Raw genomic sequence first — 13,256 nt, 5'->3', positions numbered from 1 at the left:
TCCGGCGAAGTCACCGTCAACCTCGCACCGGCCGCGGCCTTCAGCCGCGGTCGCGCGCATAGCGCAGCAGCACCACCCCGTTCCCGAACGTCCGGCTCTCGGTCAGCCGCAGCCGGGTGCGGTCGGCGGCGGCCGGGAAGAGCCGCTTGCCCGAGCCCAGCAGCACCGGGTGCACGTAGATCAGGTACTCGTCGATCAGGTCGTGCGCGGCGAACGCGGCGGCCAGTTCCGCGCCGCCCAGCGCGAGATCGCCGCCCTGACGCGCCTTGAGGGCCTCGATCTCGGCGGGCACCACCTCGTGCGCCACCGTCGCGTTCCACGCCGCCTCGCGCAGCGTGCGGGAATACACGATCTTGGGCATCTCCCGCCAGATCCGGGCGAATTCCCGGACCGGGGCCGGGGCGTGCGGATCTTCGTCGGCGGTAGGCCAGTATTCGGCCATGAGTTCGTACGTGACGCGCCCGTCGAGAAATGCGCCCATGTCACGCAGCTGATCATTGAAGTACCCGTGCAGCTCGTCGTCCACGAGATGCCAGTCGATCTCCCGGTTCGGCCCCTCCATGAAACCGTCGAGTGAAACCGACATCGCCACTACGATTTTCCGCACCGTGCCGCACTCTCCTCTCCGTGTTCGCGTCCGCGCCCGAAGCCGCGGCTCGTCCGGGTGTTCGCACTCCCGGTATCCGGATACTCCTTCCCGGATTGTGCCGCGGGGGTCCGACAATGCGGTGTCACCAGCGCTTTCGGCACGCGCGATAGGCTGCGGACGTAAACCGGAGGACGTACCGCCGGAAGGCGGCAGCGAGACGGCAGCCAGACGGCGGGGAGGACGGCACGGTGGACGGGACGGCCCGGGCGGCGCGGATCCAGGACGACACGGTCGGCGGCTACCTGGAGCGGCTGGCCGCCCGCGTACCGGCCCCGGGCGGGGGCGCCGCCGCGGCGCTGCACGCCGCGCAGGGCGCCGCGCTGCTGGCCATGGTCGCCCGCTACTCGACCGGCGAGAAGTACGCCGCGCACGCCGCAGCGATCGGGCGGATCACCGCCGAGAGCGACGAGCTGCGTGTGACCGCGCTGGACCTCGCCGCGGCCGACGCCGCCGCCTTCACGGCCGTGACGGACGCGTACGCGCTCCCGCGCGGCGACGACGCGCAGAAGGCCGCGCGCTCGGCGGCCGTCGCGCGGGCCCTCGTGGGCGCGGCCGAGCCGCCGGGCGCGGTCGTCGCGGTGGTCCGCCGGCTCGTCGCCCTCGCCGAGGAGCTGCTGCCGATCGGCAATCGCAACGTCGTCACGGACGTCGCCGCCGCCGCGGAGGCCGCGCGCGCCGCCGCGACCACCGCCCGCGTCAACGTCGAGATCAACCTCGGCGGCATCAAGGACCCCGACACCCGCGCCGCCCTGGCCGCGACCGTCGGGGACGTGGACGACCTCGCGGCCCGCGCCGCGGCGGTGACCGACTCCGTCCGCGCGTCCCTGGCCTGACGGCCGCCCCGCGGCACGTACCCCCGGCCCTGCGGCGTGCAACCGCCGCAGCCCCCACCACGTACCGCCCGCCCCGCACCACGTACCGCCCAGCGAGGAGTACCGCCCATGAGCGACAGCACCGCATCCCTCACCGGCGCCGAGTGCGCGGCCGGGTTCCGCGCGGAGGCGCGGGAGATCGCCGAGCGGCTGGTACGGGAGGGCGGGGCGGCGCCGCGGCTGGTGGTCGTGGTGGCGACGGAGGACGAGAGCAGCGCGTGGTACGTGCGCTCCATCACCCGGGCCGCCGCGAAGGTGGGCATCGTCTGCGACACCGTCACGCTGCCCCCGGACACCGAACCGGACGTGATCCGTGAGCAGTTGGCGACGCTGAGCGGCGACGCGACAGTGCACGGGATCATCCTCCAGACGCCGCTGCCGCCCGGCGCGTCCGCCGCCGACCTGGCCGGGGCCATCGCGCCGGGCAAGGACGTGGACGGCGCCAACCCGCTGAGCCTGGGGCGGCTCGCCGCCGGGCTGCCCGCCTTCGCCCCGGCCACCGCCGAGGCCGTCGTCCGGCTGCTGGACGCGCACGGGCTCGCGCTCGCGGGGCGTACGGTCGCGGTCGTCGGCCGCTCCACGGTCGTCGGCAAGCCGCTGGCCCACCTGCTGCTGGACCGCGACGCGACCGTGACCGTCTGCCACTCCAGGACCGCCGACCTGGCCGCGGTCACGCGCGGCGCGGACGTCGTGGTGGCCGCCGCCGGGCGTCCCGGGCTCGTCACCGCCGAGCACCTCGCGCCCGGCGCGGTCGTGGTCGACGTCGGCACCAACCCCACCGAGGACGGCGGCCTGACCGGCGACGTGGACGCGGACTCCGTGCGGGGTGTGGCCGCGGCCCTCTCCCCCGTGCCCGGCGGCGTCGGCCCGGTCACCACGGCGCTGCTGCTGCGGCACACCGCCCTGGCGGCGGAGGCGGCGCAGCAGCCGGGGAGCACACGCGTCACGCCGTAGCCGTGACATCTGTCATGGCCGGGTCCGGACGGACGGCTCTGCCGCCGGTACCCCGCCGGCCGCGATGCTCGTGTCATGACGATCACCGAGGCACTTCCCGCGACGGACACCCCTTCTGACGTCCCGTCGGCCGACGCCGCCGCTCCCGTGGAAGCCGCGACGGCGGCGGGCGGCGCCGCGGACTTCCGGCCCGTCCCGGTGTGGTTCTTCGCCTTCGAGGGGCTCATGGGCGCGTCCTTCGACGTCTTCAAGGCGCATCCGGACGGCTGGATGGTCATCGCCGCGTGCGCGGCCGTGAACCTGGTGCTGGCCTCCACCGTGCTGCGCGGGCGGCTGAAGATGGCCAAGGCGATGCTCAAGGGCAAGCGCACCCGCAAGATCGCGCTCGGGCTGATCGCGCTGCGGCTCGGCCTGCACGTCCTGCTCGGCGCGGTCGGCATGCACGCGACGTCCGGCTGGGCGCACCTGGCCCTCGCCGCCGGGATGTGCGGCGCCACGGTGGGGCTGCTGGCCTTCGACCAGCGGGTCATGCTGCGGGCCCTGTGCACGGAGCAGGCGGCCGCGTCCACCGCGCGGTGACCTCCAGGGCGCGGCTGGGCCCGCCGGAGCCGCCGCATATGCTGCGGGGCAGGACGCCCGCACCCCGAGAGGCAGCAGCATGAGCACCCGTACCGCAGTGGTCACCGGCGCGAGCAGCGGAATCGGTGCCGCCACCGCCCGCAGGCTGGCCGGGGCCGGTTTCCACGTGGTGCTCACCGCGCGCCGCGCCGACCGCCTCGACGCGCTCGCGGCGGAGCTGGGGGGCGCGGGTCACAGCGTGTCCGTGCACGCCCTGGACGTGACGGACCGGGCGGCGGTCGACGCCTTCGCGGCGGGTCTGGCGGAGCTGCCCCCCGTGCACGTCCTGGTCAACAACGCGGGCGGCGCCCTCGGCACCGACCCGGTCGCGACCGCGGACCCGGCCGACTGGCGGGCGATGTACGAGGTCAACGTCCTGGGTGTGCTAAACGTCACGCAGGCCCTGCTGCCCGCCCTCAGCGCCTCCGGTGACGGCACGATCGTGGTGCTGTCCTCGACGGCGGGCCTGGCGACGTACGAGGGCGGCGGCGGTTACGTGGCCGCCAAGCACGGCGCGCACGTCATCGCCGAGACGCTGCGGCTGGAGCTGAACGGCCACCCGGTGCGGATCATCGAGATCGCGCCCGGCATGGTCAGGACCGAGGAGTTCGCCCTCACCCGCTTCCGCGGCGACACCGACCGCGCCGACGCCGTCTACGCGGGCGTCGCCGAGCCGCTGACCGCGGACGACGTCGCCGACACCGTCTGCTGGGCCGTCACCCGTCCCTCGCACGTCAACGTGGATCTGCTGGTGCTGCGCCCGCGCGCGCAGGCGTCCAACTACAAGGTCCACCGGGAGCAGTAGCCGTTCCCGCCTCCGGAAGGCCCGGCGCACACCGCGCCGGGCGGGCGCGCACGGGCGCGTGCACCGGCTCCTGACGGCACGTCACTTTCCTTCGGGTTCACCCGCACCGGGCGGTTACCGGCGCGTAGATGACGGGAACCATTTCCGCGCGGCTCTTCGCGCGTAGACCCTTACGTCACTCCGACCCCGTTGACTCGTTGGCTCGTGCGAAGAACCGGACACCCCGTCAGTGCCCCACCACCGCCCGGAGGTTCACATGCGCCGCTCCCGCCGTCTGGCCCTACCGCTGGCCGCCGCGGCCCTCGCCCTGCCCGCCGTCCTGACCGCCGCGTCCCCCGCAGGCGCCACCCCCGCCGACAAGCCGCAGGTGCTCAGCAGCTGGACGCAGACCAGCGCCGCGAGCTACAACGCCTGGCTCGCCGCCCGCAACAACCAGGCCGCCTGGTCGGCGTACGGCTTCGACTGGTCGACGGACTACTGCTCCGACTCCCCCGACAACCCGCTCGGCTTCCCCTTCAAACTCTCCTGCGCCCGCCACGACTTCGGCTACCGCAACTACAAGAAGGCGGGCACCTTCACCGCCAACAAGGCCCGGCTGGACAACATGCTCTACGCCGACCTCAAGCGCGTCTGCGCCGCCTACTCCGGTGTGACCAAGTCCGCGTGCGACTCGACGGCGTGGACGTACTACCACGCCGTCGACATCTTCGGCAGCGCCACGCCCGCCGCGCGGCGCGGCTGAACCGCCCGGCGGGCCGGAGCCGTTGTCCCCTCCGGCCCCGGCCCGCCGGTCCCCGTCAGCTGTGGGCGACGGTGAGCGCGTAGAAGGCGACGCGCGCGCCGTTGGTCGTGCTGTCCGAGGAGGACTGGTTGTACGAACCCGCCTTGAAGTACTGCTTGTAGGCGTTGAACGACGACGGGATCGGGTAGTGCGTGACGCTCCCGTTGACCGTCAGGTCGATCGTGTTGCCGCCCGACACGGCGATCGTGTAGCTCCACTTCGTTCCGACGGCGACATGGCCGACCGTGTGCGTCGTCTGGCCGCCGTCCGGGGAGTTCTCCACGCCCGCGACGATGTCGCCGTTGGAGTGGTAGTACAGCTCGATGAGCGGCTTGGTGGACGTGCCGCCCGACCCCAGGTGGATCTGCCCGACGCACACGTTGGACGTCACCGACACCACCCGCAGCGTCGCGTCCATCCGGTGCGACCCGGCGAGCGACCAGTCGGCGGCGCTGCCGCTGCGGTTCATCTCGCGCAGCTCGGAGCGCGCGTAGTTGGAGTTGGGCGTGGTGACGCCCTTCTCCGGCGCCCAGAACGTCATCGCACCGTCGGAGCCGTCGGTGAAGAAGTACGTGTCCTGGTAGCCGCCCGCGCCCTGGAGGTGGGAGGAGGAGATCGTCGTCGGCGAGCCGGGCGAGCCGACCGGCTCCTGGAGCTCCCACACCCCGAGGTCGAAGTTGCCGCCGGGCGCGACGCCGGTGTTCAGCCCGCCGCCGGGGGACGTCGAACCCCCCACCGTCCACTGCTGGTTGGACGCGCCCGTGCACGTCCAGATCTGCAGCCGGTTGCCGTTGGCGCTGGACTTGTCCGTGGCGTCCAGGCACTTGCCCGAGCCGCCGTTGACCAACTGGCCACCGCTGTACGTCCACGCCTGCGCCGCCGTGCCGTTGCAGTCGTAGAGCTGCACCTTCGCACCGCTGGCCGTCGAACCGCCCGTGACGTCCAGGCACTTGCCGAGGGCCCGCACGGTGCTGTCGGAACCGCCGGTGGTCCAGCTCTGCGCGGAGGTGCCGTTGCAGTCGTAGAGCTGCACGGCCGTGCCGTTGGCGGTCGACGCGGCGGCGACGTCCACACACTTGCCGCCGAGCCCGGTGATCGGCCCGGACGTCGCCGCAACGGCCGCGGGCGACACGAGCACTCCGGCGGCAGCGGCCACACCCGCGGCGCTGACGGCCGCGAGCAGTTTCGGGAGGTTTGCCATGGGTGGGGGTCCTTTGCCTAGATGGTCTAGTCCAAAGGGTGCGCTCCAGTTGAATAACACGCCCACGTCAGAGGCGTCAACGCCACGCGCCGCGGCAGTCGTTGGCGTCCGCTGGTCCAGCGGGCCCGGGCACCGGGTGTCCGATGAGGCAGCCCTTTCGTACCCGATGGTTTGACCCGCTCCGCGCTGCCCTTTCCGGCCCCCGCACGCGACGGTGTCGGCTGGTGCGATTTCCGGGAACGGGGGGTTCGGTGCGCAAGCGTCAGCACGTCGGCGGTGTCGGCGGCCACGAAGCCGGTACCGATGCCGGTGCCGGTGCCGGTGCCCCGGGGGTGCGGCCCGGCCGGTCCGCGAGCCGCGCGCTGCGGCTCGGCACCCTGGTCGCCGGGCTCGTCCTCGTCGCCGGAGCCGCCCCCGGCCTGGCCGCGGGCCCGGCCGCGTCCCCGGCGGCCGCCAACCAGCCCGTCCAGCCCCAGGTGGTGGACCAGGCGCTCGCGCCCGGGGAGTCCACGCACGTGGCGAAGACCGTGCAGACGCCGACGATCCCGCCGCGGCCGGACGTCGTGCTGATGATCGACGACACCGGCAGCATGAAGGACAGCATCAGCAACGTCGCCGGATCGATGCAGACCGTCGCCACGAACGTCCTCGCCCAGCAGCCCGGCGCACGCTTCGCGCTCACCGCGTACGGCGACGTGACGGACGGCGCGAAGGTCTTCACCGTGGAGCACCGACTGACCTCGGACGTCAGCGATGTGAGCGGGTGGTTCGACGACCTGGACGCGGAGCGCGGCTACGACAGCCCCGGACCCGCCGAGGACTGGATCAACGGGCTCTGGCAGATCGCCAACGGTGCGGACGGGCGGATCACCTTCCGCCCGGAGGCCAGCCCCATTGTCGTCCTCATCGGGGACGCCTCCAGCCACGACCCCAGCGTGGACCACTCGCTCGACTCCACCATCGGCGCCCTCAAGAACGCGGGCGTACGCGTCCTCGCCATCGACATCACGACCGACCTCGGCGACGGCCTCGACGGCGACGGCGACACCCCCGAGAACCACGAGGGCACCCACGACCCCGACGAGGCCACCAAGGTCGTGAACGCCACCGGCGGCAAGCTCATGTCGGGCGTGAACGAGAACGCCGTCGCCCAGGCCATCAGCGACGGCCTGGTCAACCTCCCCACCACCGTCACGTACCAGACCGTCGGCTGCGACCCCGCCCTCACCGTCAGCCTCGACCCCGCCACCAGGACGGTCACCAGCGGCGAGACCGCGTCCTTCGACGAGACGATCGCCGTCGCCCCCGACGCACCGCAGGGCGCCGAACTGACCTGCGCCGTGCAGTTCCTGCTCGACGGCAAGGTGCCCGGCGGCCAGGCCCCGGACGTCGTGACCGCGGCAGCCGTCCGGAACAGATCCGGTACGGGCCCGGCCCGTACGCCGCCGTCCGGCACGGACGGCGTGACGGGCACACCCGCGGCCCCGCAGCGCGCGGCGGCGGACAACCCGGCCGGCACCACCGCCGGAACGGACCTCGCGGCGGGCGTGGGCGCGGGCGGCGGCGACGGGGCCTGCGGCCGGGGCCTGGTGGCCGGACTCGGCACCGGCCTGATCGCCGGCCCGGACGGCCTCGTGGCGGGCGCGGGCGCGGGCCTGCTCGGCGGCGTCACGGGCTGCGCCGCCGCGACGGGCGGCACGGACACGGACACCGGTACGTCCACGGGTACGACGACGACCGGGACCTCTACGGGTACGTCGTCCGGGACGACGACGGGGACGACGACGGGTACGACCACCGGGACCTCGTCCGGCACCACGACCGGCACCACCACGGGTACGACGACCGGCACGACCACGGGCACCAGCACGGGTACGACCACCGGGACGTCGTCCGGCACGACCACGGGCACCACGACGGGCACCACCACCGGGACCAGCGCGGGCACGTCGACCGGCACGTCGACCGGCACGTCAACGGGCACCACCACCGGCACCACCGGTGGGCCCGGGGCGCCCTTGCCGGAGCCTGCCAACGACTACCAGGAGATCATCGGCATCGCCGTCCGCGACGTCACCGCCCCCGTCGTGACCGTCGACAACCGGTCCGTCGAGGCGCAGGGCTCGCAGGGCGCGCACATCAGCTACACCGCGACCGCCGTGGACGGCGTGGACGGCCCGCTGCCCGTCACCTGCACGCCCGCCTCCGGGTCGCTCTTCCCGCTCGGCTCGACCACCGTCACGTGCACGGCGACCGACGGCGCGGGCAACACCGGCAGCGCGCAGGCGACGTTCACGGTGCTGCCGAAGCCCATCCCCGACCAGGCGGACCTGACCGTCCGCATCGGCGTCGGGCCCGCGCCGACGTACACGGGCGCGCGTACGGTCGCACAGGTCACGATCAGCAACGCGGGGCCGCGCGCCGCGACCGGCGTGGTCGTGTCGTCGGTGTGGCCGGCGACCGCCGCGGGCGGGAGCAGCGTCGGGGCGCCGACGGCGTGCACGCCCGCGAAGCCGTGCACGATCCCGCCCGGCGGCCGGGTCACGCTGCTCCAGCAGGGCGTCCTCCACGTGCCGCTCGCGGGCACGGTGCGGGTGAGCGTGCACGGCTCGCCCGCCGACCCGCGGACGGCGGACAACACCGCGACCGCGCCGATCCGCGTCCTCCAGCCGAAGCTGACGGTCAGCCCGTCGGTCGTCCGGCCCGGCGACGTGGTCGTGGTGCGCGGCGCGGACTTCCCGCCCGGCACGGCCGTGCCGCTGGCGTGGAGCCGGGGGATCACCGCCCGGACCGATCCGGCGCTCGTCGCGCCGGACGGCACGTTCGCCGCGCAGGTGGTGGTCCTGCCGCGCGACCTGCTGGGCTCGCGGGACGTGACGGCCACGCCGACCGGTTACGACCCGCCGGTGCCGCAGCCGGTGCTGGTCGTGCAACAGACCGTGCAGCCACCGGACTTCGCGGCCCGCAGCTGAACCCCGTCCGTAGGAGCCGGCACGGCAGGAGGCACGCCCATGATCCATGAGGTCGACGAGGCCCTGCGCGCCCTCTTCCGCGCGGACCCGCTCGCGGGCGGCCAGGTCGCGGTCGTCTTCGACGCGCCCACCCGGGACTGGGCGGCCAAGGTCAACGCCCCCACCGTCAACCTCTACCTGTACGACATCCGCGAGGACATGCGGCGGCGCGAGCGCGGCCTGCTCAACGAGTACGACGAGCACGGCACCGTCACGGCCCGGCGCCGCCCGCCGCGCTACTTCAAGCTGTCGTACCTGATCACCGCCTGGACGCGCCGCCCGGAGGACGAACACCGGCTGCTGTCCTCGCTGTTGCTGTGCCTGCTGCGCTACGAGGCGCTGTCGCCCGAGCGGTTCAGCGGCACGCTGTCCGAACTCGGCATCTCCGTACCGATGAGCGTCGCCCTGCCGCCGCCGGAGGACCGGTCGTTCGCGGACGTGTGGAGCGCGCTCGGCGGCGAGTTGAAGCCGTCGCTCGACCTGGTGATCAGCGTGCCCGTGACGGAGTCGCCGGTGTACGCGGCGGGTCCGCCGGTCGGCGAGGACGGGCTGCGGCTCGGCTTCTCCGAGGGCGTCCCGCCGCCCGGGGCGTCACCGGAGCGCCCGCCCGCCCGGATGCCGTCCGGGACCGAACTCCCCGTGTACGGCAGCAGGCCCAACGTCCCCCCGGCGCCGCCCCGCGAGCCGCGCGAGCCCCGCCGGTCGGGCATCACGTCCCGTGTGGCGGAGGACACGTGACGCCGGAGCCGTACGGCCTCGGCGCCGGGTCCGCCGACCTCAGCCTGCGGCACCTGCTCGCGCGGGCCGGGCTCGTCGAGGAGCGGGTGCGGCGCGCGGTGGCCGCCCGGCAGGCGGTCGACCCGCAGCCGGACGACGCCTTCCGCGGGCTCTACCTCAGCGACGAGACGGTACGGCGGCTGCTGGACGAGGGCCGCTCGCTCGCCGGACCCGACCACACCGACGCCGAACGCCTCGCGGAGGCGGAGGCGCTGGCGGACGCGTCCGAGCACACCGGGCGCGACACGTCCCGGTTGCGGCACCTCGCCCGCGCCTTCGGCCTGACCCCGCTCGACGTCGAGATCCTGCTCATCGCGCTCGTCCCCGACCTGGACGACCGCTTCGAGCAGTTCTACGGCTACCTCAACGACCATGTCGCGCGCTGCCGTCCCACCGTCGGACTCGCCCTCGGGCTGTGCGGGCGGGCGGCCGCCGATCCGCGGGCGCGGGCCCGGCTCGCGCCGCAGGCGCCACTGCGGGCGGGCGGGCTGCTGGTCGTCGAGGAGGCCGAACGCCCCTTCCTGGGACGGTCGTTGCGCGTGCCCGACCGCGTCGCGGGCCATCTGCTCGGGGACGACACCCCCGACCCGCGGCTCACCGACCTGCTCACGTCCTGGCACGACGTCCCCGGCGTCGGCGACCCGGACGTCCTCGCCCGCGCCCTCACCCACGGTGTCCGGCTGGCCCACCTGCGCGAGGACCAGGGCGGCGCCGGAACCGCGCTGGCCGCGGCGGCGCTGCCGCGCTCGGGCCACCCCGTCCTCGGTGTCGACCTCACCCGCCTGGCCCAGGACCCGCACCCCGCGGAAGCCGTCCGCGCCCTGGCCCGCGAGGCGCGGCTCACCGGGGCGGGCCTGGTGTGCGCGCCCCTCGAAGCGCTCACGCCCGAGCACACGGAGGCGCTGCGACTGCTGGCCGACACCGCGCCGCTCACCGTCCTGGTCGGGCGCACCCCCTGGGACGCCGCCTGGTCCGCGCGCCCCCCGCTGCTGCTGCACGCCCCCCGGGTGGACCCGGCGACCCGGGCCGCACTGTGGGCCCGCACCTACCAGGCCCCGGTGCCGGACGACCTCGACGTACGGCGCACCCTCGCGCCCTTCCTCCTCACCCCGGACCAGATCACCCGCGCCGCCCGCTCCACCGCGCAGGCCGCGCTGCTCACGGACGGCCCGCTGGACGCCGACCACGTACGGGCCGGGGCCCGCGCCCAGAACGCGGCGGGCCTGGACCGGCTGGCCCGGCGCATCGAACCCGCCGTGGGCTGGGACGACCTCGTCCTGCCCGCCGACCCCCTCGCCCAGCTCCACGAACTGGCCGCCCGCGCCCGGCACCGCGACCTCGTCCTCGGCGCGTGGGGCATGCGGCCGGGCGGCGGGCGCGGCCGCGGTGTCACCGCCCTGTTCGCCGGTGACTCCGGCACGGGCAAGACGATGTCCGCGGAGGTCGTCGCGAAGGACCTGGGGCTCGACCTCTACACGGTCGACCTGGCGACCGTCATCGACAAGTACATCGGCGAGACCGAGAAGAACCTCGAACGCATCTTCAGCGAAGCCGCGGGCGTCAACGGCGTCCTCCTCTTCGACGAGGCCGACGCGATCTTCGGCAAACGCTCGGAGGTCAAGGACGCGCACGACCGCTACGCCAACGTCGAGAGCGCGTACCTGCTCCAGCGGATGGAGACCTTCGACGGCCTGGCCATCCTCGCGACGAACCTGCGCGCCAACCTCGACGACGCCTTCACCCGCCGCCTCGACCTCGTCGTCGACTTCCCCCTCCCCGACTCGGAACAACGCCACCTCCTCTGGCACCGCGCCCTCCACCCCGTCCTCCCGCCGTCGTCCCCCCTCGACCTCGCCTTCTGCGCCGAGTCCTTCGAGCTGGCCGGCGGCAACATCCGCTCCGTCGCCGTGACCGCCGCCTACCTCGCGGCAGAAGCCGGCACCCCCCTGACGATGCCGATGCTCATCCACGCGGTGCAGCGCGAATACCAGAAGCTCGGCCGCCTGACCCTCCCCTCCGAATTCGGCGAGTACGCCCACCTGCTGACGACGTGAGCCCAGGGTGCACAGCCCTCAGGCCCAGGGGGGAGCGCCTTCGTCGTCGGCGATCTGCCGATCGAGCTCGTCTCCGTACGCCCGGTCCTCGATCAGATCCGCCTCGGTGGCGACACGCCATCGGACGGGTCCGAGGGTAGTGAGCATGTCCGCGAAAGCCTCACTGACCCGCACTACTTCCAGCGGCTTCCTCTCGGCCGCCTCCAGGAACCTGACGTCGTCGATCCTGCTCTCCAACAAGTAGAACTCGCCCCACTTGAAGAGTCCGATATGCATTCCGAGCGAGTTCGCCACCAGAGCAGGAACGTCCTCGAATTCTCCCTCTTCGAAGGTGAGACCCAGCGCCTGCTCAACCACATTCCGCACACGTGCGAACGGCTCGCTCGCGTTCGCCCGGACCGAGAATTCAAGAACTTTCACCACGACACCCTCCAAGGCGCGTACCCGTCATCCGCGATGATCCTAGCCCACTTGATGGGGATGAAGCAGTTCATTGCCCGGGTTCGCTCCGGCGCAGGATCACCTTGGAATCGCCGATCCCCTTGACTTCCGGAAATGCGCCCTGCAGCGCCTGTGCGACTCGAAGACTGAGCCTGAGAAGTTCTGGCGCGTAGACAGCGTCGCCCTTGATCCATTTCGTCCGCTGCCCGAGCCCCTTACGTTCCGCGATTCTCTCGAAATCCTCGGGGTCGATCACGTACATATCGACGTCGAAGTCCTTCGGATCGTAATGGGTCTTCCCCTTCTGCGGGCCGCGCCAGCCGGACTCCATGCTGCCCCGATACTGGATCGGATTTCCCCGGTACCGGAAGCCCCCGACAACCGACTCGATGAGCTGCTTCTTCCTGTCGAATTCCTCCTTCCAGATCTCTGCACCCTTGACATTGATCGTTCTGTTGATCGCCTCGGGCTCGAGGTCAGGTATACCGGTCTTCGCAGCCCACTCCTTGAGATTCTGCAGAGCCTGCTCCGCCTGTGAGGTCATCCGGCTGATTCTGTCCGTGGCAGCCGACGGGCGGTTCGGCTCCCCACGCGCCGGATACCATTCCTTGTAGATGCTCCTGAACGTGGCTACATTGTCCCGAGTGAACGACTCCAGCCAGGGAAGTATCTGAGCTTCATAGCCCGCCTTCACCTTCGGATCCTCAATGGATTCGATGTAGTTCCTGAAGTAGTCGATCCTGGCATGCGCCGTACTGAACTTCTCCGTAAGGTCCCTGGGATTGACGGACGCCATGACAACATCGACGTCGCCCCCCTTGGGGGTGAAGGTGAGGGAATGGGAATCACCGGCCATGTCGAACGGCACCCGGACGACGGGCCGATCACCTGAGGCCGCTGCGTCCTTTCCATCGCCCTTGCCCTTGCCTTCGTTCTTCTTCTTGCCGAACTTCGACTTGAGCTTGGCCCAGATCTTCTTGCCGATTTTGACGATGAAGCCGACGATTTTGTCGATGACGCGGTTGACGGGTTTGGCGACGGCGTGGAAGACGGATTTGACTTTGGATGCGAGGTTGCCGATGCCGAGGAGGGA

At 72.6% G+C, this 13,256-nt stretch carries 10 protein-coding genes and 3 pseudogenes; 8 read left to right on the top strand and 5 right to left on the bottom strand.

What is annotated here, in order from left to right; genetic code table 11:
• Positions 1–40: 40 nt before the first annotated feature.
• Positions 41–607 (bottom strand): dihydrofolate reductase family protein, encoded by a 567-nt coding sequence (locus ACH4PY_RS36090; RefSeq protein WP_398192749.1) that lies wholly within the window; start codon positions 605–607, stop codon positions 41–43.
• 230 nt (positions 608–837) lie between these two features.
• Here ACH4PY_RS36090 and ACH4PY_RS36085 point away from each other — a divergent pair, with 230 nt between their 5' ends.
• The 5 genes from ACH4PY_RS36085 to ACH4PY_RS36065 all read left to right on the top strand — a co-directional run bounded on the left by ACH4PY_RS36085 (position 838) and on the right by ACH4PY_RS36065 (position 4,640).
• Entirely contained in the window at positions 838–1,482 is a 645-nt protein-coding gene (locus ACH4PY_RS36085) for a cyclodeaminase/cyclohydrolase family protein (RefSeq protein ID WP_398192748.1), read from the top strand.
• A 108-nt stretch (positions 1,483–1,590) separates the two neighbouring features.
• Positions 1,591–2,475, top strand: coding sequence for a bifunctional 5,10-methylenetetrahydrofolate dehydrogenase/5,10-methenyltetrahydrofolate cyclohydrolase (locus tag ACH4PY_RS36080; RefSeq protein ID WP_398192747.1), 885 nt, complete (start codon positions 1,591–1,593; stop codon positions 2,473–2,475).
• A gap of 75 nt (positions 2,476–2,550) precedes the next feature.
• On the top strand, positions 2,551–3,054 hold the full coding sequence (locus ACH4PY_RS36075; protein ID WP_398192746.1) for a hypothetical protein: 504 nt from the start codon (positions 2,551–2,553) through the stop codon (positions 3,052–3,054).
• A 79-nt stretch (positions 3,055–3,133) separates the two neighbouring features.
• Entirely contained in the window at positions 3,134–3,898 is a 765-nt protein-coding gene (locus ACH4PY_RS36070; RefSeq protein ID WP_398192745.1) for an SDR family NAD(P)-dependent oxidoreductase, read from the top strand.
• A gap of 256 nt (positions 3,899–4,154) precedes the next feature.
• Complete coding sequence (locus ACH4PY_RS36065) at positions 4,155–4,640, top strand: phospholipase (RefSeq protein WP_398192744.1); 486 nt, start codon at positions 4,155–4,157, stop codon at positions 4,638–4,640.
• 55 nt (positions 4,641–4,695) lie between these two features.
• Here ACH4PY_RS36065 and ACH4PY_RS36060 read toward each other — a convergent pair.
• Positions 4,696–5,376, bottom strand: a pseudogene (locus ACH4PY_RS36060) (polysaccharide lyase family 7 protein); the annotation flags it as partial.
• A gap of 48 nt (positions 5,377–5,424) precedes the next feature.
• Positions 5,425–5,880: pseudogene (locus tag ACH4PY_RS36055) on the bottom strand (ricin-type beta-trefoil lectin domain protein); the annotation flags it as partial.
• A gap of 251 nt (positions 5,881–6,131) precedes the next feature.
• Between ACH4PY_RS36055 and ACH4PY_RS36050 the strand changes: the two are divergent.
• The 3 genes from ACH4PY_RS36050 to ACH4PY_RS36040 are packed head-to-tail and all read left to right on the top strand — an operon-like array spanning position 6,132 to position 11,722.
• Entirely contained in the window at positions 6,132–8,852 is a 2,721-nt protein-coding gene (locus ACH4PY_RS36050; RefSeq protein WP_398192743.1) for an HYR domain-containing protein, read from the top strand.
• 39 nt (positions 8,853–8,891) lie between these two features.
• On the top strand, positions 8,892–9,629 hold the full coding sequence (locus ACH4PY_RS36045; RefSeq protein ID WP_398192742.1) for a DUF4255 domain-containing protein: 738 nt from the start codon (positions 8,892–8,894) through the stop codon (positions 9,627–9,629).
• On the top strand, positions 9,626–11,722 hold the full coding sequence (locus ACH4PY_RS36040; protein WP_398192741.1) for an ATP-binding protein: 2,097 nt from the start codon (positions 9,626–9,628) through the stop codon (positions 11,720–11,722). The genes ACH4PY_RS36045 and ACH4PY_RS36040 overlap by 4 nt, the downstream gene beginning before the upstream one ends.
• An 18-nt stretch (positions 11,723–11,740) precedes the next feature.
• Here the strand turns inward: ACH4PY_RS36040 and ACH4PY_RS36035 are convergent, their stop codons facing one another.
• A complete protein-coding gene (locus tag ACH4PY_RS36035; protein ID WP_398192740.1) occupies positions 11,741–12,145 on the bottom strand; it encodes a hypothetical protein in 405 nt (134 codons plus the stop codon).
• A 67-nt stretch (positions 12,146–12,212) separates the two neighbouring features.
• A pseudogene (locus ACH4PY_RS36030) lies at positions 12,213–13,256 on the bottom strand (hypothetical protein); the annotation flags it as partial.

The organism is Streptomyces sp. NPDC021224, assembly GCF_044332905.1.
Taxonomy (GTDB): domain Bacteria; phylum Actinomycetota; class Actinomycetes; order Streptomycetales; family Streptomycetaceae; genus Actinacidiphila.
This window is presented reverse-complemented; position numbering and strand designations above follow the sequence as displayed.